Annotated in this window: 22 protein-coding genes; 10 read left to right on the forward strand and 12 right to left on the reverse strand. The window is 74.0% G+C overall.

The window, feature by feature from the left end; all coding sequences use genetic code 11:
* Nucleotides 1–150 precede the first annotated feature (150 nt).
* On the reverse strand, nt 151–1,242 hold the full coding sequence (gene recA / locus MFF61_RS31655) for a recombinase RecA (protein WP_283206060.1): 1,092 nt from the start codon (nt 1,240–1,242) through the stop codon (nt 151–153).
* 267 nt (nt 1,243–1,509) lie between these two features.
* Between recA and MFF61_RS31660 the strand changes: the two genes are divergently transcribed.
* A complete protein-coding gene (locus MFF61_RS31660) occupies nt 1,510–2,760 on the forward strand; it encodes a NupC/NupG family nucleoside CNT transporter (RefSeq protein ID WP_238241661.1) in 1,251 nt (416 codons plus the stop codon).
* Between the two features lie 9 nt (nt 2,761–2,769).
* Here MFF61_RS31660 and nadC read toward each other — a convergent pair whose 3' ends face one another.
* The 4 genes from nadC to MFF61_RS31680 form a co-directional block, all read right to left on the reverse strand.
* Nucleotides 2,770–3,639: a carboxylating nicotinate-nucleotide diphosphorylase gene (gene nadC, locus MFF61_RS31665; RefSeq protein ID WP_238241662.1), complete on the reverse strand. Its 870-nt coding sequence runs from the start codon at nt 3,637–3,639 to the stop codon at nt 2,770–2,772.
* Nucleotides 3,636–5,153, reverse strand: coding sequence for an L-aspartate oxidase (locus MFF61_RS31670; RefSeq protein ID WP_238241663.1), 1,518 nt, complete (start codon nt 5,151–5,153; stop codon nt 3,636–3,638). The genes nadC and MFF61_RS31670 overlap by 4 nt, the downstream gene beginning before the upstream one ends.
* On the reverse strand, nt 5,150–6,175 hold the full coding sequence (nadA, locus tag MFF61_RS31675; protein WP_238241664.1) for a quinolinate synthase NadA: 1,026 nt from the start codon (nt 6,173–6,175) through the stop codon (nt 5,150–5,152). Before nadA ends, MFF61_RS31670 begins: the two co-directional genes overlap by 4 nt.
* 310 nt (nt 6,176–6,485) lie before the next feature.
* Nucleotides 6,486–7,913 (reverse strand): FAD-binding oxidoreductase, encoded by a 1,428-nt coding sequence (locus MFF61_RS31680; RefSeq protein WP_238241665.1) that lies wholly within the window; start codon nt 7,911–7,913, stop codon nt 6,486–6,488.
* A 255-nt stretch (nt 7,914–8,168) separates the two neighbouring features.
* Here MFF61_RS31680 and MFF61_RS31685 point away from each other — a divergent pair, with 255 nt between their 5' ends.
* The 3 genes from MFF61_RS31685 to MFF61_RS31695 all read left to right on the forward strand — a co-directional run bounded on the left by MFF61_RS31685 (nt 8,169) and on the right by MFF61_RS31695 (nt 11,607).
* Nucleotides 8,169–8,738, forward strand: a complete 570-nt coding sequence (locus MFF61_RS31685) for a thioesterase family protein (RefSeq protein ID WP_238241666.1) — start codon at nt 8,169–8,171, stop codon at nt 8,736–8,738.
* Nucleotides 8,739–8,828: 90 nt separating this feature from the next.
* Nucleotides 8,829–10,019 (forward strand): glycolate oxidase subunit GlcE, encoded by a 1,191-nt coding sequence (gene glcE, locus MFF61_RS31690; RefSeq protein WP_238241667.1) that lies wholly within the window; start codon nt 8,829–8,831, stop codon nt 10,017–10,019.
* 193 nt (nt 10,020–10,212) lie between these two features.
* Entirely contained in the window at nt 10,213–11,607 is a 1,395-nt protein-coding gene (locus MFF61_RS31695) for a pilus assembly protein TadG-related protein (protein WP_238241668.1), read from the forward strand.
* An 18-nt stretch (nt 11,608–11,625) separates the two neighbouring features.
* On the opposite strand, the gene MFF61_RS31700 is transcribed toward MFF61_RS31695, so the two are convergent.
* Nucleotides 11,626–12,042, reverse strand: a complete 417-nt coding sequence (locus MFF61_RS31700) for a hypothetical protein (RefSeq protein ID WP_238241669.1) — start codon at nt 12,040–12,042, stop codon at nt 11,626–11,628.
* A gap of 192 nt (nt 12,043–12,234) precedes the next feature.
* Here MFF61_RS31700 and MFF61_RS31705 point away from each other — a divergent pair, with 192 nt between their 5' ends.
* From MFF61_RS31705 to MFF61_RS31730, 6 genes are all read left to right on the forward strand, one after another.
* Nucleotides 12,235–12,882: a Maf-like protein gene (locus MFF61_RS31705; RefSeq protein WP_238241670.1), complete on the forward strand. Its 648-nt coding sequence runs from the start codon at nt 12,235–12,237 to the stop codon at nt 12,880–12,882.
* Between the two features lie 7 nt (nt 12,883–12,889).
* A complete protein-coding gene (gene yacG / locus MFF61_RS31710) occupies nt 12,890–13,087 on the forward strand; it encodes a DNA gyrase inhibitor YacG (protein WP_238241671.1) in 198 nt (65 codons plus the stop codon).
* A gap of 84 nt (nt 13,088–13,171) precedes the next feature.
* On the forward strand, nt 13,172–14,404 hold the full coding sequence (locus MFF61_RS31715) for an ABC transporter substrate-binding protein (protein WP_238241672.1): 1,233 nt from the start codon (nt 13,172–13,174) through the stop codon (nt 14,402–14,404).
* Between the two features lie 70 nt (nt 14,405–14,474).
* Complete coding sequence (locus MFF61_RS31720) at nt 14,475–15,299, forward strand: aldo/keto reductase (protein WP_238241673.1); 825 nt, start codon at nt 14,475–14,477, stop codon at nt 15,297–15,299.
* Nucleotides 15,300–15,422: 123 nt separating this feature from the next.
* On the forward strand, nt 15,423–15,698 hold the full coding sequence (locus MFF61_RS31725) for a hypothetical protein (protein WP_238241674.1): 276 nt from the start codon (nt 15,423–15,425) through the stop codon (nt 15,696–15,698).
* Between the two features lie 57 nt (nt 15,699–15,755).
* Nucleotides 15,756–16,193: an acyl-CoA thioesterase gene (locus tag MFF61_RS31730; protein WP_238241675.1), complete on the forward strand. Its 438-nt coding sequence runs from the start codon at nt 15,756–15,758 to the stop codon at nt 16,191–16,193.
* On the opposite strand, the gene MFF61_RS31735 is transcribed toward MFF61_RS31730, so the two are convergent.
* The 6 genes from MFF61_RS31735 to MFF61_RS31760 all read right to left on the reverse strand — a co-directional run bounded on the left by MFF61_RS31735 (nt 16,149) and on the right by MFF61_RS31760 (nt 21,520).
* Nucleotides 16,149–18,716: a sensor histidine kinase gene (locus MFF61_RS31735; protein WP_238241676.1), complete on the reverse strand. Its 2,568-nt coding sequence runs from the start codon at nt 18,714–18,716 to the stop codon at nt 16,149–16,151. The two genes, MFF61_RS31730 and MFF61_RS31735, sit on opposite strands and share 45 nt — an antisense overlap.
* 6 nt (nt 18,717–18,722) lie before the next feature.
* The gene (locus MFF61_RS31740; protein ID WP_238241677.1) at nt 18,723–19,013 is read right to left on the reverse strand and encodes an Rdx family protein; all 291 of its coding nucleotides are present in this window, start codon (nt 19,011–19,013) and stop codon (nt 18,723–18,725) included.
* A gap of 79 nt (nt 19,014–19,092) precedes the next feature.
* Nucleotides 19,093–19,467, reverse strand: coding sequence for a fluoride efflux transporter CrcB (gene crcB / locus MFF61_RS31745; protein WP_238241678.1), 375 nt, complete (start codon nt 19,465–19,467; stop codon nt 19,093–19,095).
* 215 nt (nt 19,468–19,682) lie between these two features.
* Nucleotides 19,683–20,696, reverse strand: a complete 1,014-nt coding sequence (locus tag MFF61_RS31750) for a P1 family peptidase (RefSeq protein ID WP_238241679.1) — start codon at nt 20,694–20,696, stop codon at nt 19,683–19,685.
* Between the two features lie 12 nt (nt 20,697–20,708).
* On the reverse strand, nt 20,709–21,104 hold the full coding sequence (locus tag MFF61_RS31755) for a (R)-mandelonitrile lyase (RefSeq protein WP_238241680.1): 396 nt from the start codon (nt 21,102–21,104) through the stop codon (nt 20,709–20,711).
* Between the two features lie 182 nt (nt 21,105–21,286).
* Nucleotides 21,287–21,520, reverse strand: a complete 234-nt coding sequence (locus tag MFF61_RS31760; RefSeq protein WP_238241681.1) for a hypothetical protein — start codon at nt 21,518–21,520, stop codon at nt 21,287–21,289.
* Nucleotides 21,521–21,795: the final 275 nt, after the last annotated feature.

Here is a 21,795-nt window from a genome sequence, read left to right on the forward strand (position 1 = left end):
GAGGGCGAGGAAGCCGGGCTCGTCGCGGGAGGGCGCGGACGACAGGCTGGAGAGGGAGTGGCTGAGAACCGCGAGCATGATGATCTCCTGTGAGAACTGCGCGCGGGCGGAGCGGCGCGGCTCAGGCCGCGCCCTCGTCCACGGCGCGGCTCAGGCCGCGCCCTCGTCCATGTCCTCGGCGGTCGGCACCGCGTTCTCCAGGATCTTGTCGGCGACGAGACCCATGTTCTGGCGGATCGCCTGCTCGATCCGCTGGGCGATGTCCGGGTTGTCGCGCAGGAAGCCCTTGGCGTTCTCGCGGCCCTGGCCGAGTCGCTGGCTGTCGTAGGAGAACCACGCGCCCGACTTCTCGACGATGCCGGCCTTGACGCCGAGGTCGATCAGCTCGCCGACCTTCGACACGCCCTCGCCGAACATGATGTCGAACTCGACCTGCTTGAAGGGCGGGGCCACCTTGTTCTTGACCACCTTGACCCGGACGCTGTTGCCGATCGGCTCGTCGCGGTCCTTCAGGGTCGAGACGCGGCGGATGTCGAGGCGGACCGAGGCGTAGAACTTCAGCGCGTTGCCGCCCGTGGTGGTCTCGGGCGAGCCGTACATCACACCGATCTTCATCCGGATCTGGTTGATGAAGATCACCATGCAGTTCGAGCGCGAGATCGAGCCGGTGAGCTTGCGCAGGGCCTGGCTCATCAGGCGGGCCTGGAGGCCGGGCTGCTGGTCGCCCATCTCGCCCTCGATCTCGGCGCGCGGCGTGAGGGCGGCGACCGAATCGACCACCAGCACGTCGATGGCGCCCGAGCGCACCAGCGTGTCGGTGATCTCCAGCGCCTGCTCGCCCGTGTCGGGCTGCGAGATCAGGAGGTCATCGAGGTTCACGCCGAGCTTGCGGGCATAGACCGGATCGAGCGCGTGCTCGGCATCCACGAAGGCGCAGACGCCGCCCTTCTTCTGAGCCTCCGCGATGGTGTGGAGCGCCAGCGTGGTCTTGCCTGAGGATTCCGGGCCGTAGATCTCGATGACGCGGCCCCGCGGCAGGCCGCCCACGCCGAGCGCGATGTCGAGGCCGAGCGAGCCGGTCGAGATGGTTTCGACCTCCTGCACCTTGTCGCCCTTGCCCAGGCGCATGATCGAGCCCTTGCCGAAGGCGCGCTCGATCTGGGCGAGCGCGGCATCGATCGCCTTCGACTTGTCTTTGTCCATGGTCGGGTTTTCCACCAGTCGCAGGGGGGACTGAGCCATCTGAGCGGTCCTTATGGCACGGGGTCGGCGGGTTTCTCAATGCGCGCGGGCCTGTCGTACGTACTTGTTTTGTTCTCATGCGGCAAGGGTCGGAACGGTCGCAGGGCGGGGTTATCCGGTGCTCGTTCCGGCGGCCCGGGACCCTGGATCCGGTCACGGGACGGGACGCGGGCAGTCCCTCTCCCGATCGGGAGAGGGATTCCCGTGCCATGACCGCCCCGGCCGTCCGGCATCGCGCTTGCTCGCGGCCGGAGCGAGGGAGACCCCATGGCCGCCACGATCCTGCACCTCGCGCTCAGCCTGATCCTGTTTCTCGGCATCGCGATCCTGTTCTCCACCGACCGGCGGGCGATCCGGCCGCGGGTGGTGCTGGCCGCGCTCGCCGTGCAGATCCTGATCGGGGCCGTGGTCCTGTTCCTGCCCGCGGGCCGGCGGGCGCTCGGGGCGGTGGCGGAGGCGGTGGGCGCGGTGCTGGCCTACGGCGACAAGGGCGCGGCCTTCCTGTTCGGCAGCCTCGTCGAGCCGCGGATGATGGAGCTGTTCGGGGCGGGCGGCTTCGTGCTCGCCTTCCGGGTCCTGCCCCAGATCGTCTACGTCTCGGCGCTGATCGGCGTGCTCTACCATGTCGGCCTGATGCAGGCCCTCGCCCGCTGGATCGGGTCGGCGCTGCAGCGGGTGCTCGGCACCTCGCGGATCGAGACCTTCTCGGCGGTCGCCACCATCTTCATCGGCCAGAGCGAGATCGCGGTGGCGCTGCGCCCCTACCTGACGCTTCTCACCGGCGCCGAGCTCTTCGCCGTGATGACGAGCGGGGCGGCCTCCACGGCCGGGTCGATCCTCGCCGGCTACGCGGCGCTGGGCGTGCCGATGGACTACCTGCTGGCCGCCTCGTTCATGGCGATCCCGGGCGGGCTCCTCTACGCCAAGATCCTGGTGCCCTCGACCGAGCCGACCCGCGTCGTCAGCACGCGGGCGGAGTTCGGCGAGCGGCGCGCCGTCAACCTCATCGAGGCGGCGGCCGAGGGCACCCAGAAGGGGCTCGCGGTCGCGGTGGCGGTGGGCGCGATGCTGATCGCCTTCGTGGGGCTGATCGCGCTGGCGAACGGCCTCGTCGGCTGGGCGGGCGGCCTCGTGGGGGCGCCGGGCGCCTCCATCGAGGGGATCCTGGGCGTCGCCTTCAGCCCGCTCGCCGTCCTGCTCGGGGTGCCCTGGGAGCAGGCCGGGCTGGTGGGGGCGGCGATCGGCCAGAAGATCGCCTTCAACGAGTTCCTGGCCTACGCCACCGTCTCGCCGCAGCTCAAGGACGGCTCGCTCGGCCCGCGCACCACGGCGATCCTGTGCTTCGCGCTCTGCGGCTTCGCCAACCTGACCTCCATCGCCATCCAGCTCGCAAGTTTCTCGAGCCTTGTGCCCGAGCGCCGGGCCGAGGTGGCGGCCTTCGGCCTGCGCGCCATCCTGGCCGGCACGCTGTCGAACTTCACCAGCGCGGCCATCGCGGGCGCGTTCATCCCCGGCTGAGCCCGGCGATCAGGCCACGTCGAGCCCGAGATCGATGATCGGCGCGCTGTGGGTGATCCAGCCGGCGGAGATCAGGTCGACGCCCGCGGCCGCGACCGCGCCGACCGTCTCGGCGGTGATGCGCCCCGACGCCTCGCTGATCGCCCGCCCGTCGATCATCGCCACCGCGCGGGCGAGGTCGGCCGGACCCATGTTGTCGAGGAGCACCGCGTCCGCCCCCTCCGCCAGCGCCTCGTCGAGCTGCGCCAGGGTGTCGACCTCGACCTCGATCTTCACGAGGTGGCCGGCCCCGGCCCGGGCGCGGCGGATCGCCGGCCGGATGCCGCCCGCCACCGCCACGTGGTTGTCCTTGATGAGCACGGCATCGTCGAGGCCGAAGCGGTGGTTCGCGCCGCCCCCGGCCCGCACCGCGCGCTTCTCCAGGGCGCGCAGGCCCGGCGTGGTCTTGCGCGTGCACACGATGGCGGCCTTGCCGTGGGGGCGGGCCGCCGCGACCAGCGAGGCGGTCGCGGTCGCGACGCCGGAGAGCCGGCAGAGCAGGTTGAGGGCCACCCGCTCGGCCGACAGGATGGCCCGGGCCGGCCCGTCGAGGCGGATCACCGGCTCGCCCGGGCCGACGCGGCTGCCGTCAGGGCGGGCGACGTGCACCGCCACGGCAGGATCGAGGAGCGCGAAGGCCAGCGCCGCCGCGTCGGTGCCCGAGACCACGCCCGCCTGCCGGGCGACGATCGCGCCGGTGAAGCGGGCCTCGGCGGGCACGATCGCGTCGGTGGTGAGATCGCCCACGCGGCCCAGATCCTCCAGCAGGGCCGCGCGCACGACCGGCTCCACCATCAGGCGGGGCAGGGGGCTGAGGGGCAGGGCGTCGGAGTTGGTCATGGGACCTCCTGGAGCGCGGGAGCGAGCGCGGCCGCGATCTGGCGGGCCTGCGCGAGGGTGATGTCGGCGTGGCGGGGCGCCTCCTGCCCCGGATGGTCGGCCCGCCAATGCGCGCCGCGGCTCTCGCGCCGCCGCAGGGCCGCCGCCGCGACGAGGAGGGCGGATTCGGCCTCGGGCGCGCCGGCCTCGTGCGCGAGTGCGCCGAGGCGCGCGGCCGCCCGGGCGAGCCCGGCCTCGTCGCGCACGAGGCCGACCGCGGCCTCCATGATCCGGCGGATCCCGGCCAGGGTCTCGGGTCCCGTGGGTACGGCCGGGGTCCGCCCGGCCGCGCGCGGCGGGCCGGCGATCGCGTCGGCGCCCCGGATGTCCCGCGCGATCAGGTCCGCGAAGGCCAGGGCTTCGAGGAGCGAGTTGCTGGCGAGGCGGTTCGCGCCGTGCAGCCCGGTGGCGGCGGCCTCGCCGCAGGCCCAGAGCCCGGGCAGCGAGGCGCGCCCGCGCCCGTCCACCCGGATCCCGCCCATGTGGTAATGCGCCGCCGGGCAGACCGGGATCGGCGCCGCGGCCGGGTCGAGGCCCGCCGACTGGCAGAAGGCCGCCACGGTGGGGAAGCGGCGCGCCACGTCGAGGCGCCGCGCATCGAGGAAGACCCGCTCGCCCCGCCCGGTCCGGGCGAAGATCGCCCGGGCGACGACGTCGCGCGGGGCGAGGTCCGCGCCCGCGATGCCGGCCATCACCCGGCCGCCCGCCGCATCGACGAGCACCGCGCCCTCGCCCCGCAGGGCCTCGGTGGCGAGCGGCAGCGGCCCCTCCGCCCGCACCGCGATGGCGGTGGGGTGGAACTGCACGAATTCGACGTCGCGCAGCACCGCCCCGGCCCGGGCCGCCAGCGCGAGGCCGGCGCCGACCGCGCCGGGCGGATTGGTGGTGGCGCGGTAGAGCGCGCCGAGGCCCCCGGTGGCCAGCACGACGGCGCGGGCGGCCAGCGTCACCGTCTCGCCGCCGACCCGGACGGCGAGGCCCGCGACGGCGCCGTGCGCGTCGCAGAGAAGATCCGTCGCGTGGCCCACCACCACCGTGAGGCGGGGCGTCGCCGCGGCGGCGCGCGCGAGCGTGGCGAGGACCCGCGCGCCGGTGGCGTCGCCCCCGGCCTTGACGATGCGGCGCCGGCCATGGGCGGCTTCGAGGCCGAGCGCGAGCGCGCCGGCCGCGTCCCGGTCGAAGGCGGTGCCGAGATCGGCGAGCCACGCCACCGCGCCGGGTCCGGCCTCGGCCACGCGGCGCGCCACCTCCGGATCGCTCAGGCCCGCACCGGCCGCGAGCGTGTCGGCCGCGTGCAGCGCAGGGTCGTCGTCCGCGCCCAGCGCCGCCGCGATGCCGCCCTGCGCCCAGGCGGTGGCGGTGCCCTCGCCGAGGGCGGCGGTGCTCACGAGCGTCACCGGCAGCGGCGCGAGGCGCAGCGCCGTGGCGAGGCCGGCAACGCCGGCCCCCACCACGATCACGGGCGCGGCCCTCACGGCCGCACCGCCAGCATGCGCTCCACCGCCCGGCGGGCCGGGGCAATCAGGTCGGCCGGCACCGTGACCGCGTGGGTCATGGTCTCCAGCGCCCGCCGGATCTTGCCGAGCGTGATCCGCTTCATATGCGGGCAGAGGTTGCACGGCTTGACGAACGCGACGTCCGGATTGCGCACCGCGAGGTTGTCAGCCATCGAGCACTCGGTGATCATCACCACCTGCGCGGGCCGGCGCGTCTCCACGAAGTCCTGCATCATCGCGGTCGAGCCCGCGAAATCGGCCTCGGCCACCACCGCGGGCGGACATTCGGGGTGGGCGAGCACCGCGACGCCCGGATAGGCCTCGCGCACCTCGCGGATGTCGGCGGGCGTGAAGCGCTCGTGCACCTCGCAATGGCCGGCCCAGGACAGGATCTCGATGCCCGGCAGCTCGGCCTGGACATTCTGCGCGAGGTACTCGTCGGGGATCATCAGCACGCGCGGCGCGCCGAGCGATTCCACCACCGCCCTGGCGTTGCCGGAGGTGCAGCAGAGATCCGACTCCGCCTTCACGGCCGCCGAGGTGTTGACGTAGGTGACGACGGGCACGCCGGGATGGCGGCGGCGCAGGGCGCGCACGTCCGCGGCGGTGATCGAATCGGCGAGTGAGCAGCCGGCGGCGGGGTCCGGGATCAGCACGGTCTTGTCGGGGTTCAGGAGCTTGGCGGTCTCGGCCATGAAGTGGACGCCCGCGAGCACGATCACGTCCGCGTCGGTGCGGGCCGCCTCGCGGGCGAGCGCGAGGCTGTCGCCGACGATGTCCGCCACCGTGTGGAAGATCTCCGGCGCCTGGTAGTTGTGGGCCAGCACCACGGCGTTGCGCCGGCGCTTGAGCGCCAGGATCGCCGCCACGTCGTCGGCCAGCGCCGGCCACTCGATGGCCGGAACGTGCCCGCTCACGCGGGCGTAGAGGTCGGCCAACGGCAGCGCCGAGGGCGATGCGACGGGGAGCGCGTCGCCGGATACGCGCGGAGATTCGGCCATGCTCGCCTCCCATATGCTCAGAATGAGCATTTACCCGGCTAGCCTACGCCCCGATCCGCGCCCTGTCCAGATATGCTGGGATTGAGCATAAGGGTGGGGCGAGGCCGCCCCTCTCACGCACCTGGCCGTGAGGGTTCAGGGCGCGGGGAACCCCTGGCCCGCGTGGGAGAGGAAGCCCCCTCGCTTCACCTCGTGTCGGCCGGAAACGGTTGGCCGCGCAGGATGGTCCGAGTGCCGGGGCCACGGCCTGCGAACGCGCGCGGCTGCACCGGGGAGGGGTCCCCCGGCCGATGCGCAGCCGCCCCCCGCGTCAGACCGGCACCACCTTCCCGGGGTTCATGATGTCGTCGGGATCGAGGGTGCGCTTGAGGGCGCGCATCATCTCCAGCGCGGCCGGGCCGTGCTCGATCGCCATGAAGCGCAGCTTCTTCTGGCCGATGCCGTGCTCGCCCGTGCAGGTGCCCTCCATGGCGAGCGCCCGCGCCACGAGGCGCTCGATGAAGCCGGTGACGCGGGCGATCTCGTCGGGATCGTCCATCATCACCAGGGGCGAGGTGTGGAAGTTGCCGTCGCCGACATGGCCGGCGATCGGTGCGGTGATGCCGCTCTCCACGATGTCGCGCTTGGTCTCGTCCACGCACTCGGCCAGCCGGGAGATCGGCACGCAGACGTCGGTGGCGATGACGCGCGCGCCCGGCCGCAGGGCGACGGCGGCCCAGTAGACGTCGTGGCGCGCCTGCCAGAGCCGGGTGCGGTCCTCCGCCTTCGTGGCCCACTCGTAGGGTCCGCCGCCGAACTCGGCCGCGATCTCGCCGAAGCGCTCGGCCTGCTCGGCGACGCCGGCCTCGGAGCCGTGGAACTCGACCAGCAGCAACGGGGTCTCGGGCAGGGAGAGCTTCGAGTAGGCGTTGCAGGCCGCCACCTGCACCTCGTCGAGGAGCTCGATCCGCGCCACCGGGATCCCCGACTGGATCGTCATGATCACCGCGTCGCAGGCCGCCTTGATGGTCGGGAACGGGCAGATGCCGGCCGAGATCGCCTCCGGGATGCCCGAGAGCCGCAGGGTGAGTTCGGTGATGATGCCGAGCGTGCCCTCCGAGCCGACAAGGAGGCGCGTCAGGTCGTAGCCGGCCGAACTCTTGCGGGCGCGCGAGCCCGTGCGCACCACCTCGCCGTTCGGCAGCACGGCGGTGAGCGCCAGCACGTTGTCCTTCATCGTCCCGTAGCGCACCGCATTGGTGCCGGAGGCCCGCGTCGCCGCCATGCCGCCGAGCGAGGCGTCGGCGCCGGGATCGATGGGGAAGAACAGGCCCTGGTCGCGCAGGTGCTCGTTGAGCGCCTTGCGGGTCACGCCCGGCTGCACCACGCAGTCGAGATCCTCGGCGTGGACCGCGAGCACGCGGTTCATCTCCGCGAGGTCGATCGACACGCCGCCGTAGGGCGCGTTGACGTGGCCCTCCAGCGAGGTGCCGGTGCCGAAGGCCACCACCGGCATCCGGTGGGCGGCGCAGATCCGCACCGCCGCCTGCACCTCCTCGGTGCTGCGGGCGAAGACCACCGCGTCCGGCGGCTGGTTCGGCACCCAGGTGAGCGTGCTCGCATGCTGCTCGCGCACCGCCTGCGCGGTGACGAGGCGGTTGCCGAAGGTCGCCGCGAGCTCCCGCACGACCGCGGCGACCGTCTCGGGCGACGGACGCGCGCGGGCGGGAGAGGCGGGTGTGGGGGGATGGGCGTTCATGGTCTCTCTCTCTGCCTCCCGGCGGGGTCGAAGGCCGGCTCGCCCGGCGCTGTCCCGCGACCGGTCCTAGCACCATCCGGCTCCCGCCACACCGCCCCGCGGCGCAGGCCCGGCCCGCCCGAAAACCACGGTCAAGCTTATTCTGCCCAAGATTCGGTCAAGGCTTGGACTTCCAGGGGGTGGACCTTTCGGCGAAGCATGCTACTTCGGAGACCGGTATCCTCAGATGCCGCCGCGCTTGCCAGGAGCCGAACCATGGCAGACGAGCGTCCCGCATCGGTCTTCTTCTTCGCGCCCTTCGTCTCCTCGACGATGCCGATCGAACAGGGCTGGATCGACTACAACGGCCATCTCAACATGGCCTACTACCACGTGCTCTTCGACCGGGCGGTGGACGAGGCGTTCGGCATCGTGGGACTGGGGCCCGACTACGTGGCGGAGCGGGAGGCCACGTACTTCGCCGCCGAGGTGCACGTGCGCTACCGGCGGGAACTCACGCTCGACGACCGCGTGCGCGTGACCCTGCAGCTCATCGACTTCGACGAGAAGCGGGTGCATTTCTACACCGAGATCCGCCACGCCCTGGAGGGCTGGGTGGCGGCCACCTCCGAGAACCTGTCGCTCCACGTCGATGCGACGACCCGGCGGGTGGTTCCCTTCCCGGACGACATCCTCGACAACCTCGCGGTCATGCGCTCCTGCCACGCGCGGCTGCCGCGCCCGGCCGATCTCGGCCGCGTCATCGGCGTCCCGCGGCGGGGCGGCGCGCTGCTGCGCGAGGACGAGCCGGTGGCGCTCGCCGCGGGCGGGCGCCTGAGGCACTGACGCACCGCGCCGGCCGATCTTGCCAACCGGACCGACTTCGCCGCAATCATCCGCGACGGGCCGTACCGCGGCCGGACGGAATCCTGCGCGATGCCCACTTACGAGCCCCGGAACGAGGCGGAGGCGGCCGAGATCGTGGCGGCCGCGGCGGCGCGGCGGGAGCGCCTGCGGGTCGTGGGCGGCGGCACCAAGGCGGCCTTCGGGCGTCCGGCCCAGGACGAGGCGACGCTCTCGGCGGCGAACCTCACCGGCATCACGCTCTACGAACCGGCCGAGCTGGTGATCGGCGCCCGCGCCGGCACCCCGCTCGCGGAGGTGGAGGCGCGCCTCGCCGAGCGGCGCCAGATGCTGCCGTTCGAACCGATGGACCACCGCGCCCTCCTCGGCTCGTCGGGCGAGCCCACGATCGGCGCGGTGGCGGCCGGCAACGTCTCGGGACCGCGCCGGATCAGCGCGGGGGCGGCCCGCGACAGCCTGATCGGCGTGCGCTTCGTCAACGGCCGCGGCGAGGTGGTGAAGGCCGGCGGGCGGGTGATGAAGAACGTCACCGGGCTCGACCTCGTGAAGCTGATGGCGGGCTCCTGGGGCACGCTCGGCCTGCTCACCGAAGTGATCTTCAAGGTTCTGCCGGTGCCCGAGCGCGCCGCCACGCTGGTCTTGCCCGGCCTCGACGACGGGCGGGCCGTGGAGGCCCTGAGCCTCGGCCTCGGCTCGCCGTTCGAGATCACCGGCGCGGCCCACTGGCCGGCGGGCATCGGGGCCGGGGAGGCGCGCACCCTCCTGCGCATCGAGGGCTTCTCGGCCTCGATCGACTACCGGCTCGGCGAGCTGCGCCGCCTGCTGCGCCGCTACGGCACGCCGGAGGTCGTCGAGGGCGAGGACGCGGCGGCGCTCTGGGCGGCGGTGCGGGACGCCGCGCCGTTCGCGGCCGATCGCGCCGAGGGCGCCGTGTGGCGCATCTCCACGGCGCCGGGCAACGGCCCGGCGCTGGCCGCGGCGGTGGCGGCCCGGCGCCCCGCCCGCTGGTTCTACGACTGGGGCGGCGGACTCGTCTGGCTCCTGACCGGGGCCGAGGGCGATGCGGGCGCCGCGGCGGTGCGGGCCGCGGTGGCCCAGGCGGGCGGCCACGCCACCCTGGTGCGGGCGCCGGAGGCGGTGCGCGCCGCGGTGCCGGTCTTCGAGCCGCTGTCCGAGCCGCTGATGCGCCTCACCGCCGGCATCAAGGCCGCGCACGACCCTGCCGGCCTGTTCAACCCCGGCAGGATGTACGCCGGCGTCTAGACATCCGGCGAGGACCAATGCTCCGGCCGTCTTGCCCGCACGGACTGCGCGATCGCGACAACGGGGCCTTAGGGAAGGTGTGCTTGCATCGCACCGCATGCGCGGGACTGCTCCGCGACGGCGGGAATCCAGCGGAATGGTCCGAGATGGTCTTGCTGCCCTGAGGGGTCTGGCGCGGAGCCGCGACGCGAACGTGGCCCTGACCTTCGCCCTGTCGATGCCGCTCCTGTTCGGCGCGGTCGGCCTCGCGGTGGATTACGCCACGTGGCTGGCGCAGACCCAGACCTTGCAGAAGGCCGCCGACGCCGCCGCCCTCGCGGTCGTCTCCGACATGCAGGTCTCGTCCGCCAGCCAGGATCGCATCCAGGCGGTGGCCGAGGCGCAGGTGCGCGAACAGGTGCCGCTCGCCGACGGCGACGGGCCGGTGGCGGTGCAGACGCTCGCGGTCGCCCGTACGGCCCCCGGCGGACCGTTCGAACCGGCCTTCGCGGACGGCCGCGCCCGGACGCCGGGCGGCGTCACCGTCACGCTCACCCAGCGCAAGCGCGCGATCATGAGCCGCCTCGTCACCCCGCACCTGACCGACATCGAGGTCTCGGCCACCGCCGAGGCGCTCGGCGCCGTCAAGGTCTGCGTCGTCGCCCTGGACGCCTCCGCGGCCGACGCGGTGCGCCTCAGGAATCTCGCCCGGATCGAGGCCGGCGGCTGCTCGGTCTATGCGCTGTCGTCCAGCACCACCGCCCTCAGGGCCGAGGACCTCGCGGTCGTCACATCGGCCAAGGCCTGCGCGGTGGGGGGCTACGCGGGCGGCTCCCACAATTTCCGGCCGGCGCCGGTGACCGCCTGCCCGCCGATCAAGGACCCGCTGGCCGAGCGCGTGGCGCCCCCGGTCGGCGGCTGCACCCACACCAATCTCACGATCACCGGCGAGGTGCGCACGCTCTCGCCCGGCACCTATTGCGGCGGCCTCGTCATCGAACAGGGCGCCCAGGTCACGCTGAACCCGGGCATCTACATCATCAAGGACGGCCCGCTCGTCGTCGGCCCCGGCGACCTGAACCTCGGCCTCACCCTGCTCGGCGCCGCGGGGAGCTGCAGCGGGCGCGAGGTGCAGGTCAGCGTCGGCCTCGGCTGCCTCGCGAAGGTGACGCTCGACACGATCGGCTCGATGAAGGGCGCGAATGTCGGCTTCTACTTCACCGGCACCGTGCCGCCCGACCCGGACGGCGTGGTGCGCCCGCTGCAGTTCCGGCAGCGCTCGGTGGTGGAGATCACGGCGCCGCTGCGTGGCGACATGGCGGGCCTGCTGTTCCACGAGGACCGCAGCGCCGCGCCCGGCCGGCAATTCGAGGTCAAGAGCGACAGCGCCCGGCGGCTCGTCGGGACGATCTACCTCCCGCGCGGCACCTTCGTGGTCAACGCGAATCAGGTCGTGGCGGACCAGTCCGAGTACACCGCGGTGGTGGCGCGCCGCATCGACCTCTCGCAGGCGCCGCGCCTCGTCATCAACACCAATTACGGCGCCACCGACGTGCCGGTGCCGAGGGGCCTCGGCCCGTGGAGCGCGAGCGCGGCCCTGACCGAATGATCTCCGGCCGGTGCGCCCTCAGGGCTTGGGTTCGGCGGGCGGCTCGGCGTCGCCGCGCGGCGCGGCGGTGGCGACGGATTGGGTCCGCAGCAGCGGCGCGAGCCGCCCTTCCAGCTCGCGGCCGAGATGGCGCGTGTAGGCGCCCCGGAAATAGCGCCAGCCCGCGCCCTCGCCGTAGCGGGCGTCGTGCGCCCGCATCATCGCCTCGACCTCGGGGCGGCACAGGAAGCCGATCACGCCGGCCGCCTCGTACCAGTGCCCGGTCCGGGCATGGGCGAGCGCCGCCGCGTTGTTGCCGATGGTCTCGGCGAAGCAGTCGGTCGCCGCCCTCTCGACGGGGACGAGGGCGGCGTGCCGCACCTCGCGGGCGAGCGCCGGCGCGGCGGCCGCGGCCCCGAGGAGGCCGCACAGGATGGCGCGGAGCAGAGGTCTCATCATCCGGGGTTCCGGCCGGTTCGAGCAGATCTGGAGGATCGGCAGGATTCCCCGTCTCCGGGGCGAATCTGCGGCGGAATCCCGCCACGGGCGGGACCGGGTGTAAAGACCTCGCCCGGCTGGACGCAGGGCGCCAGATAGGGCACCTCCCGCACGCGACCTCAACCGAACCCGCAGGAGTCCGGGCGCACCATGACCGACGCTTCCCCGCCCCCGCCGGACGCGCGGCCCAAGCTCGTGCTGGCCTCCGGCTCGCCGCGGCGCTTGGCGCTGCTGCAGCAGGCGGGCCTCGAACCGGACGCGCTCCTGCCGGCCGACCTCGACGAGACGCCGCTCAAGTCCGAACGCCCGCGCGAGCTGGTGCGCCGGCTGGCGCGCGCCAAGCTGGATGTGGCGCTGGCGGCGGCGCGCCACGGCGAGGATCTGCGCGGCGCCTACGTGGTGGCGGCCGACACGGTGGTGGCGGTGGGCCGGCGCATCCTGCCCAAGCCGGAGGTCGCCGACGAGGCCGCCGCCTGCATGCGCCTGCTCTCCGGGCGCACGCACCGGGTCTACACCGCCGTCTGCCTCGCCGGCCCCCGGGACCGGTCGCGCGAGCGGCTCGTGGAGACGCGGGTGCGCTTCAAGCGCCTCGCCGCCCGGGAGATCGACGCCTACGTCGCCAGCGGCGAGTGGCGCGGCAAGGCGGGCGGCTACGCCATCCAGGGGCTGGCGGGCGGATTCGTGGTGAAGCTGGTCGGCTCCTACAGCGCGGTGGTGGGCCTGCCGCTCTACGAGACCATCGCGCTCCTCGAAGGCGAGGGGTTCCCCGTCCGCGCCGCCTGGCGCGCCGCCGCGTGAGGGCGCCGTGACGGCCGACACGCCCGCCGGGCCGGAGGCCCCCCCGCCCTGTCCGATCTGCGGCAAGCCCGCGGCGCCGGCCTTCCGGCCGTTCTGCTCGAAGCGCTGCGCCGACGTGGACCTGCAGCGCTGGCTCAGCGGGCGCTACGCGATCCCCGGCCGGCCGGAGGATGCGGTGGCGGACGGGGAGGAGCCGGAGGCCTGAAACCCCATCGACGGCGCGGGCGGAGCCTGACATAGGGTATCCCACGGCCGGAGGCCGGCCCTGATGCTCCCGGAGAGGATCCCGATGTCGTCCCGCTCGCCGCTGCGCGGAGCCGCTGCCGCCGGCCTCGCCCTCCTGTTGGCCCTCGCCGCGGACGCGGCCGCTCCCGCGGCGGCCCAGGACGCCGCCGGCCCGGTCAGGATCGGGGTGCTGAGCGACATGAGCGGGCCCTTCGCGGACCAGGCCGGCACCGGCTCGGTGGTGGCCGCTCAGCTCGCTGCGGAGGACTTCGCCAAGGAGGCGGGCGACCTCAAGGTCGAGATCCTCTCGGCCGACCACCAGAACAAGCCCGATATCGGGCTCGGCATCGCCCGGCGCTGGCTCGACCAGGAGGGCGTCTCGACCATCGTCGACCTGCCGAACTCCGCGGTGGCGCTGGCGGTGGCCAACCTGATGCGCGAGCGCCACCGGGTGGCGCTGGCGTCGAGCTCGATGACCTCGGACCTCACCGGCAAGGCCTGCGCGCCCACCACCGTGCAGTGGGTCTCCGACACCTGGGCGCAAGGGTCGGCCACCGCCCGCGCCATCACGGGCCGGGGCCTCAAGTCCTGGTACTTCCTGACGGTCGACTACGCGCTCGGCCACGCGCTGGAGCGCGACGCGACCGCGGCCCTGAAGGCTTCGGGCGGCAGCGTGAAGGGCTCGACCAAGCACCCGCTGAACGCGGGCGACTTCGCCTCGCCGCTGCTCGCCGCGCAAGGGTCGGGCGCCCAGGTGCTGGCGCTGGCCGATACCGGCGCCGACATGATCAACGCGGTCAAGCAGGCCGCCGAGTTCGGCCTGATGCCCGACATGCGGATCGCGGCCCTGTTCGTGCAGCTCTCCGACATCCACGCGCTCGGCCTCAAGGCCGCGCAGGGCCTGCAATTCGCCAGCGGCTTCTACTGGGACCGCACCGAGGCGACCCGCGCCTTCGGCAAGCGCTTCGGCGAGCGGATGGGCGGGCGCATGCCCACCGAGAACCACGCGGGCGTCTACTCGAGCACGCTCGCCTACCTGCGCGGCGTGCGCGATGCCGGCACGATCGAGGGCGAGAAGGTGCTGGCGGTGCTGCGCGACAAGCCGATCAACGACCCGCTGTTCGGCCCCACCACGATCCGCCAGGACGGGCGGGCCGTCCACGACCTCTTCCTGTTCGAGGTCAAGACCCCGGCCGAGAGCAAGGGGCCGTACGACTACTACAAGCTCCTCGCCACCGTGCCGGGCGACCAGGCCTTCCGGCCGATGGCCGAGGGCGGCTGCCCGCTCGTGAAGTAGGCCCCGCCTCGACGGGCGGGTCTCGCGTCCCAGATCAGACGGGTCGCCCCAGCCGGCCCGAGGATCCCCGATGACGCAGCCCCGTGTGACGCTCAACGACGGCCGGTGCATCCCGCAGCTCGGCTTCGGCGTCTGGAAACTGACAGACGAGACGGCGCCCGCCCTCGTCGGCGTCGCCCTGGAGGCGGGCTACCGCTCCATCGACACGGCGGCGGCCTACGGCAACGAGGCGGGGGTCGGCCGCGCCATCGCGGCCTCGGGGCTGGCGCGGGAGGACCTGTTCGTCACCACCAAGCTGTGGAACGACAGCCACGGCTATGACGCGGCGCTGCGGGCCTTCGACGCCTCGCTCGGGCGCCTCGGCCTCGACGAGGTCGACCTCTACCTCGTGCACTGGCCCGTGCCGCGCCAGGACGCCACCGTGGAGACCTGGAAGGCGCTGATGCGCCTGCGCGAGGAGGGCCGCGCCCGCTCGATCGGGGTGTCGAACTTCACGGCGGCGCAGCTCGCGCGGCTGATCGACGAGACCGGCTCGACGCCGTCCGTCAACCAGATCGAGCTGCATCCCGGCTTCCAGCAATCGGCCCTGCGCGCCTTCCACGCCGAGACCGGGATCGTCACCGAGGCCTGGAGCCCGCTCGGCCAGGGCGGGGCGCTCGGCCACCCAGTGATCGCCGCCATCGCCGCCAAGCACGGGCGGAGCCCGGCCCAGGTGGTGCTGCGCTGGCACCTCGACCTCGGCCACGTGGCGATCCCGAAATCCGCGACCCCGGACCGCATCCGCGAGAACGCCGACGTGTTCGGCTTCCACCTCGACGCGGACGACCATGCGCGGATCGCCGGCCTCGACGCCCCGGACGGGCGGATCGGGCCCGACCCGGAGACCTTCGGCTGAGCGTCGCGCACCGGCGCGGGCCCGCGATGCGCCGTCCGGGATGAGGTCCGCCCGGGATCGAACCGATCCCGCGCCACGGCGTTGCCCTCCTCTTCGCGGAACCGACGAGAACGGGAGAGCCCGATGCGGACCTACGCCCTGGCCTTCGCCGAGGTGCTGTTCGCCTGCGTGCCGGACGGCGAGGACATCGACCACATCCTCGAAGGGGAGGCGTGCGTCGGCTGCGCCGGGAACGATCCCGGCGAGGTGCGGGTGGTGCGCGGCCTCACCCTCACGGCCCGCCTGGCCGCCAGCGACGAGGTGGTGTGGTGCGCCGGCCCCGACGGCGACCTGCTCGACGAGAGCGGGCGGGCCTATCCTTATGCGGTGCGGCGCGAGCGGTGGCCGGAGCGCGGTTGACTCCGGCCGGCCGGCCGCCGCATGTCGGCGGCCTGCCCCCCGCTCGCGAGGTCCCGCGTGACCGGCCGCTCCCCGCCCGACACCCGCGCCGCCTACCGGCGCTTCGTCCCGATCCTGACCCGCTGGGGCGACAACGACGTCTACGGCCACGTCAACAACGTCGTCTACTACGCCTTCTTCGACACCGCCGTGAACCAAGTGCTGATCGAGGAGGGGGCGCTCGACATCGCGCGCAGCCCCGTCATCGGCCTCGTGGTCGAGACCGGCTGCCGCTACTTCCGGTCGATCGCCTTCCCGGAGCGGGTGACGGCGGGCATCCGGGTGGCGCATCGCGGCAGGTCGAGCGTGCGCTACGAGGTCGGGCTGTTCCGCGAGGACGACGACACGGCCGCCGCGCAGGGGCATTTCGTGCATGTCTACGTCGACCGGGCGACGCAGCGCCCGGCGCCGCTACCCGACGTGCTCCGGGCGGTCCTCGAACCGCTGCTCGTCTGACGGGGCCGGGGCGGGGCCTTGCGCCTCGTCCGGCTCGGCGAGCGGTGCGCGGATGGTGCAGACCACGCCCTCCGGCGCGTAGTCGAGCGTCACCGTGCCGTCGAGGTCGCGCGCGAGGCTCTGGCCGATCAGGCGCGAGCCGAAGCCCGTCCGGGTGGGCGGGCTCACGGGCGGGCCGCCGCTCTCGCGCCAGCGCAGGGTGAGGGCGCGTCCCTCCAGGCTCCAGGCGATGGCGACCTGCCCGTCCGGCACCGAGAGCGCGCCGTACTTCACCGCGTTGGTGCCGAGCTCGTGCAGGGCCATGGCGATCGACAGGGCCATGCGCGGCGGCAGCCGCAGGGCCGGCCCCGTCGCGCTGAAGCGGCGGCGTCCGCGCGGGCCTTCGAGGGGCGCGATCGCCCCGGCCACCACCTCGGCGAGATCGGCCCCCTCCCAGCTCTCCCGGGTGAGCACGTCGTGCGCCCGCGCCAGAGCGATCAGCCGCTCCACGAAGGCGCCGCGGGCGCTCTCGGCCTCCTGGCCGCGCAGGCGCCGCAGGCTCTGCATGGCGATCGACTGCACGGTGGCGAGGGTGTTCTTCACCCGGTGGTTCAGCTCGTGGATCAGGAGGCGCAGGTGGTCCTCGGCGCGGCGGCGCTCGGTGACGTCCTGGTGGATGCCGATCACCCGCCGGGGCCGGCCGATTGTGTCGCGCTGCGTCACCGCCTGCGCGCTCACCCAGCGCGTCGCCCCGTCCGGCATCTGCACCCGGAACTCGGCCCCGTAATCGCTCTCGCCCGCCACCAGCGCGGCGAGCGCCGTCTCAAGGCCGGGCCGGTCCTGCGGATGCACCCGGCGCAGCCAGGTCTCGGCGGGCCAGGTCTCGGCAGGCCACGTCTCGGCAGGCCAGGTCTCGGCCGAGCGCGGCAGGAGGCCGAAGATCTCCGCCGAGCGGGCCGAGATCCGCTGCTGGCCGGTGCGCAGGTCGATCTCCCAGGTGCCGAGCTGGCCGGCGGCGAGCGCGAGGCGCAGGCGCTCCTCGTTCTGGCGCAGCGCGCGTTCGGCGAGCTTGCCCTCGGTGATGTCGACGTTGCAGCCGGTATAGCCGAGGAAGCGCTGCCGGTCGTCGAGCCGCGGCACGCCCTCGCACAGCAGCCAGCGGACGGCCCCGGTGCGGTCGTGGACCCGCGTCTCGGCCCGGAACGGCCGGCGCGCCGCGAAGGCGGCCCAGAACGCGGCCTCGAAGGCGGCGAGGTCGTCCGGATGGATGATCTCCCTCCAGCGCTCGCCGGCGAGCGAGGCGGCGTCGCGGCCGAACAGGAACTCGAAGTGCATGTTGAGGAAGGTGACCCGCCCCTCGGCGTCGGTCATCCAGATCAGGGCCGGGGCGGAATCAGCCATGTGGCGGAAGCGCGCCTCGCTCTCGCGCAGGGCCGCGAGGCCGCGGCTCTGCTCCTCCAGGGCGGCGTCGCGCTCGCCGATGCGGCTGCGCAGGCTCTGGGAGGCATCGGCCAGCACGTCGGCGAGCTGGCGGATCTCGCGGATCGGGGTCGAGACCCGCGGCACCGGCTGGCCCCGCGCCAGCGCGTCGCCCGCCGCCGCGAGGAGCTGCAGCGGCTCGGCGACCCGCGACCACAGCCGCACCGCCAGGACCGACGAGACCGCGAGCGCCAGCAGGCCGAAGCCGGCGAACGCCATCACCCAGCGCCGCAGCGAGGCCTCGACCCGGTCCTTGGGGATGCTGGCGGCGGCGGTCCAGCCGGTGATGCGGGTCTGGGTCTCGACGAACAGGACCGGGCGTCGCTGGCGGTCGAGGCCCTCCCACAGGCCGGGGGTGCCGGATTCGCGCCCGCGCAGCGCCTCGAACATCGGCTGGCCGGAGAGGGCCGCATGGTCGCTGGAGCGGGCGAGCAGGATGCCGTCGCGGTCGATGAGGCCGGTGGTCCAGCCCGGGTCGAGGTCGCGCAGCAGGATCTGGTGCAGGCGCTCCACCGGGACCGAGAGGCTGAGCACGTAGGCGGGGGCGCCGTCGATCATCACCGGCACGGCCACCGCGTAGGTCGGCGCTCCCGCGGTCTCGCGCTGCGCCCCCGTCACCAGCGGCCGGCGCGAGGCGATGATGTCGGCATCGTAGGGGCGGCCCGCCATCGGCAGCGGCGCCCCCGGGGGCAGGGCGGTGTTGACGATCTGCGTGCCGTCCGGCCGGCGCAGGGACAGGGTGAGGCCCAGCGTGCCGGTCACCGCCCGCGCCTGTCCCTCGAAGGTGGAAAACTCGCCCTCGCGCAGGCGCGGCGAGGTGGCGAGGGTCTGCAGCACCGAGACCAGGCCGGCCGTGTCCCGGTCGACCGCGAGCGCGATGCCGCGCACGGTCTCGCGGGCATCCTGCTCGAAGCGCGTGCGCTCCAGGCTGGCGTAGCGCACCAGCAGCACCGCCGTGAACAGCAGGCCCGGCCCGATCAGCGCGATGGCGAGCGCCACGAGGTAGACCTGCGTCGAGAGCCCGCGCTCGCGCAGGGCCTGCCACCGCTCCCGGAGCCCGGCCACGCGCACTCAGCCCCGGTCGACGTGGCCGAGGTCGCGGCCCGGCTCGATCACGTCGCGCACCCGCTGCTTGAGCGCCTTGACGTCCGGAAAGCCGCCGTCGCGGGTGCGCTCCCAGATCAGCACCGGGCCGCAGGTGATCGCGAAGGCGCCGCCCGAGGCCGGCACCAGCGCCACCTCCCCGAGGTCGTCCCGGAAGGTCTGCAGCAGTTCCTGCGCCATCCAGGCGGCCCGCAGAAGCCAGCCGCATTGGGTGCAGTAGGTGATGGCGACGCGGGGCTTCCCGGCGGGATCGGTCATGGCCGGGAGTCCGTCCCGAACGGGCCGGGATGTCAACTGCACAAGGTCGTCAGCCCCGAACGCGTCGGCCCCAAGCGCGTCAGCTCAAGGCGCGGATCACCGCCAGGCTCACCGCCACGCCGGCGATGCCGGCCGCCACCGAGCCGAGAACGTAGACGAGCGCCCCCCAGAGGGCGCCGCGCTCGACGAGGAGGAACGCGTCGAGGGAGAAGGTCGAGAAGGTGGTGAAGCCCCCGAGCACCCCGGTGGTGAGGAAGAGCCGCCAGGGCTGCGCCACGCCGCCCCGCGCGGCGAACCAGCCGGTGAGCACGCCCATCAGCACCGAGCCGGCGATGTTGATGAGCATCGTGCCGGCCGGGAAGTCGCCGCCGAGCCGCGCCGCCGCGAGGTTGACCCCGTGCCGCAGCGCGCCGCCGAGCCCGGCGCCCAGGAAGACCACCAGCGTGTTGAGCATCGCGAGACCCGCGCCTTGGTGCGGCGCTTCTAGAGCGGGATCCGATCACGACGCAATCGGATCCCGCTCGATGTCTCTGATTTTCCCGCATTGTCTCCGGCGAACCGGTGTTCACTTGGGGAAGGCCCTCGACATCATTCGCCGGGGCGGTCGCCGGTTCGGTGAATGCTGCAGGATGGAGAGCCTCGGGGCGTGGCCGATGCGCGCCCGCAGGCTCAGCCCCGCGGCCCGAACCGGTCCCGCCACGCGGGCGGCGCGTCCGGGAAGGGCAGGGCGGTGGCGGCGAAGACCCCGATCGCCACCGCGCGGGCGAGGGTGCGCGCCGCGGCGTCCCCGAGCCGCGCGAGGTCGCCCACCGGATCGGCGAGGCGCACCGCGCCCGTGGCCGCCGCGAAGACGACGTCGCCGTCGAGGGGCGTGTGCACCGGCAGGATCGCACGGGCGAGGCCGTCCTGGGCCATCACGGCGAGGCGCTTCGCCTCGGCCTTGGTGAGGGCGGCATCGGTGGCCACGAGCGCCAGCGTGGTGCTGGCGCCCGGCAGCGCCGCCCGCGGCCACGCGAAGGCATCCGGGGGCAGGCGCGGCGCGGGGCCGAGGCCGCCGAACTCCTCGCCGACCTCGAAGGGCCCGGCCCAGAAATGCGGCCCGTCGCCCACCGTGACCCGCCCGAAGGCGTTGACGACGACGAGGGCGGCTACCCTTGCCGCCCCGTGGTCCGCCAGCCCCGCGACCGGGGCGGAGGCCGAGCCGACCCCGCCCTTCAGGTTGGCCGTGCAGGCGCCGAGGCCCGCCCCCACCGAGCCGAGGGCGACCGGCTCGGCGCTCGCCGCCGCGGCGGCCTGGGCGCCGAGCGCCCGGAATGGCGGCTCGGCGCCCCAGCCCTTGTCGCCGCCGTTGAGGAGGTCGAACAGGATCGCCCCGGGCACGATCGGCACCCGCACGGGGCCGACCGGGAAGCCGCGCCCGGCCGCGGCGAGCCACGCGGTGACGCCGCCGGCCGCGTCGAGGCCGAAGGCCGAGCCGCCCGAGAAGACCAGCGCGTCGATGCCCGGCACCGTGCGCTCCGGATCGAGCAGGTCCGTCTCGCGCGTGCCCGGCCCGCCGCCCCGCACATCGACCGCTGCGGTCACGGGCGCGTCGAACAGGATCGCGGTGACGCCGCTGCCGGCCCGCGCGTCCCCGGCGTGGCCGACCCGGATGCCGGCGATGTCCGTGAGGGTGTTGCGCATGGGGCGATCCCGTCAGGGGCCGTACTGGTCGTCGGCGACCCGCTCCAGCCATTCGACGCTCGTCCCGTCGCGCTTCTCCTGGATGGCGAAATGGCTCATGCCGGTCGTGGCGGTGGCGCCGTGCCAGTGCTTTTCGCCGGGCGGGAACCAGACCACGTCGCCGGGGCGGATCTCCTCGACCGGCCCGCCCTCGCGCTGCGCCCAGCCGAGACCGGCGGTGACGACGAGCGTCTGGCCGAGCGGATGGGTGTGCCATGCGGTGCGCGCGCCCGGCTCGAAGGTCACGAGGGCGCCCGCGACGCGGGCCGGGTCGGCGTGGCTGAACAGCGGGTCGATGCGCACCGACCCGGTGAAGTACTCGGCCGACCCCCGGGTGGACGGCTGGGCGCCGCTGCGCGTGATCTCCATCGGTCTCTCCTCGCCCTCTCCCGGCGGCCGCGGCGGGGCGCAGGAGAGACCATGGATCTTGGGCCGACCGGCGCCGGCGTCCAGTCGGGCGGTCGGGCCGGGAGCAGCCGGATCCGCCCGCGCCCGGTGAACCGCTCGTCCGCCGCCGCTTGGTCGTGCGAGGGTCCGTCGTGGACGAGGCCCTAGCGAACCGGGTCGGGCCGCCCGCAGGCCACCACGCGGACGCCGGTCTGGAGGCAGCGTCCCTGCGCGAAGCCGCAGGAGCCGATGGGCCCCTTGCAGACGAAGGGCGCGCGCTTGGCGCAGTAGGTCTCGCGGCAGTAGCGTCCCCGCTGCGCCTCCGCCTCGTTGGGCGCGAGCGCCAGGCCGGCCCCGAGGGCCGTGAGGGCGACGATGGCCTTGAACACGCGCGTCATCGGTCTTCTCCGGTGGTGGGGCGGCTCGGGCGAGCGCGCCGGGGGGACGGTCTCAGGCGGCTTCCGGTCGCGGCGCGAGGCGCAGGCCGGCTTCGCGGACGCGGGCGGCGCCTCGGCTCCGCCACGCGGGCTTGGGGGAGGGCGGTCCGCACGGATCGCCCGGAGGCAGGCTCAGACCAGCGGTCAGTGGACATGATCGCTGGTTCGGCTCTCGATTTTTCGCCAAATCCCTGATTTGGCGTCGAACAATCGAGTTGGCTCAACGGCCCCGTCGA

Origin of the sequence: Methylobacterium isbiliense, from assembly GCF_022179325.1 — a bacterium.
GTDB classification, from domain to species: domain Bacteria; phylum Pseudomonadota; class Alphaproteobacteria; order Rhizobiales; family Beijerinckiaceae; genus Methylobacterium; species Methylobacterium isbiliense.

What these genes read in the sequence shown, in the direction of transcription:
- recA (WP_283206060.1), bottom strand. Translation starts at nt 1,242, where the DNA reads ATGGCTCAGTCCCCCCTGCGACTGGTGGAAAACCCGACCATGGACAAA.
- MFF61_RS31660 (WP_238241661.1), top strand. Translation starts at nt 1,510, where the DNA reads ATGGCCGCCACGATCCTGCACCTCGCGCTCAGCCTGATCCTGTTTCTC.
- nadC (WP_238241662.1), bottom strand. Translation starts at nt 3,639, where the DNA reads ATGACCAACTCCGACGCCCTGCCCCTCAGCCCCCTGCCCCGCCTGATG.
- nadA (WP_238241664.1), bottom strand. Translation starts at nt 6,175, where the DNA reads ATGGCCGAATCTCCGCGCGTATCCGGCGACGCGCTCCCCGTCGCATCG.
- MFF61_RS31680 (WP_238241665.1), bottom strand. Translation starts at nt 7,913, where the DNA reads ATGAACGCCCATCCCCCCACACCCGCCTCTCCCGCCCGCGCGCGTCCG.
- MFF61_RS31685 (WP_238241666.1), top strand. Translation starts at nt 8,169, where the DNA reads ATGGCAGACGAGCGTCCCGCATCGGTCTTCTTCTTCGCGCCCTTCGTC.
- glcE (WP_238241667.1), top strand. Translation starts at nt 8,829, where the DNA reads ATGCCCACTTACGAGCCCCGGAACGAGGCGGAGGCGGCCGAGATCGTG.
- MFF61_RS31700 (WP_238241669.1), bottom strand. Translation starts at nt 12,042, where the DNA reads ATGAGACCTCTGCTCCGCGCCATCCTGTGCGGCCTCCTCGGGGCCGCG.
- MFF61_RS31705 (WP_238241670.1), top strand. Translation starts at nt 12,235, where the DNA reads ATGACCGACGCTTCCCCGCCCCCGCCGGACGCGCGGCCCAAGCTCGTG.
- MFF61_RS31715 (WP_238241672.1), top strand. Translation starts at nt 13,172, where the DNA reads ATGTCGTCCCGCTCGCCGCTGCGCGGAGCCGCTGCCGCCGGCCTCGCC.
- MFF61_RS31720 (WP_238241673.1), top strand. Translation starts at nt 14,475, where the DNA reads ATGACGCAGCCCCGTGTGACGCTCAACGACGGCCGGTGCATCCCGCAG.
- MFF61_RS31725 (WP_238241674.1), top strand. Translation starts at nt 15,423, where the DNA reads ATGCGGACCTACGCCCTGGCCTTCGCCGAGGTGCTGTTCGCCTGCGTG.
- MFF61_RS31740 (WP_238241677.1), bottom strand. Translation starts at nt 19,013, where the DNA reads ATGACCGATCCCGCCGGGAAGCCCCGCGTCGCCATCACCTACTGCACC.
- crcB (WP_238241678.1), bottom strand. Translation starts at nt 19,467, where the DNA reads ATGCTCAACACGCTGGTGGTCTTCCTGGGCGCCGGGCTCGGCGGCGCG.
- MFF61_RS31750 (WP_238241679.1), bottom strand. Translation starts at nt 20,696, where the DNA reads ATGCGCAACACCCTCACGGACATCGCCGGCATCCGGGTCGGCCACGCC.
- MFF61_RS31755 (WP_238241680.1), bottom strand. Translation starts at nt 21,104, where the DNA reads ATGGAGATCACGCGCAGCGGCGCCCAGCCGTCCACCCGGGGGTCGGCC.
- MFF61_RS31760 (WP_238241681.1), bottom strand. Translation starts at nt 21,520, where the DNA reads ATGACGCGCGTGTTCAAGGCCATCGTCGCCCTCACGGCCCTCGGGGCC.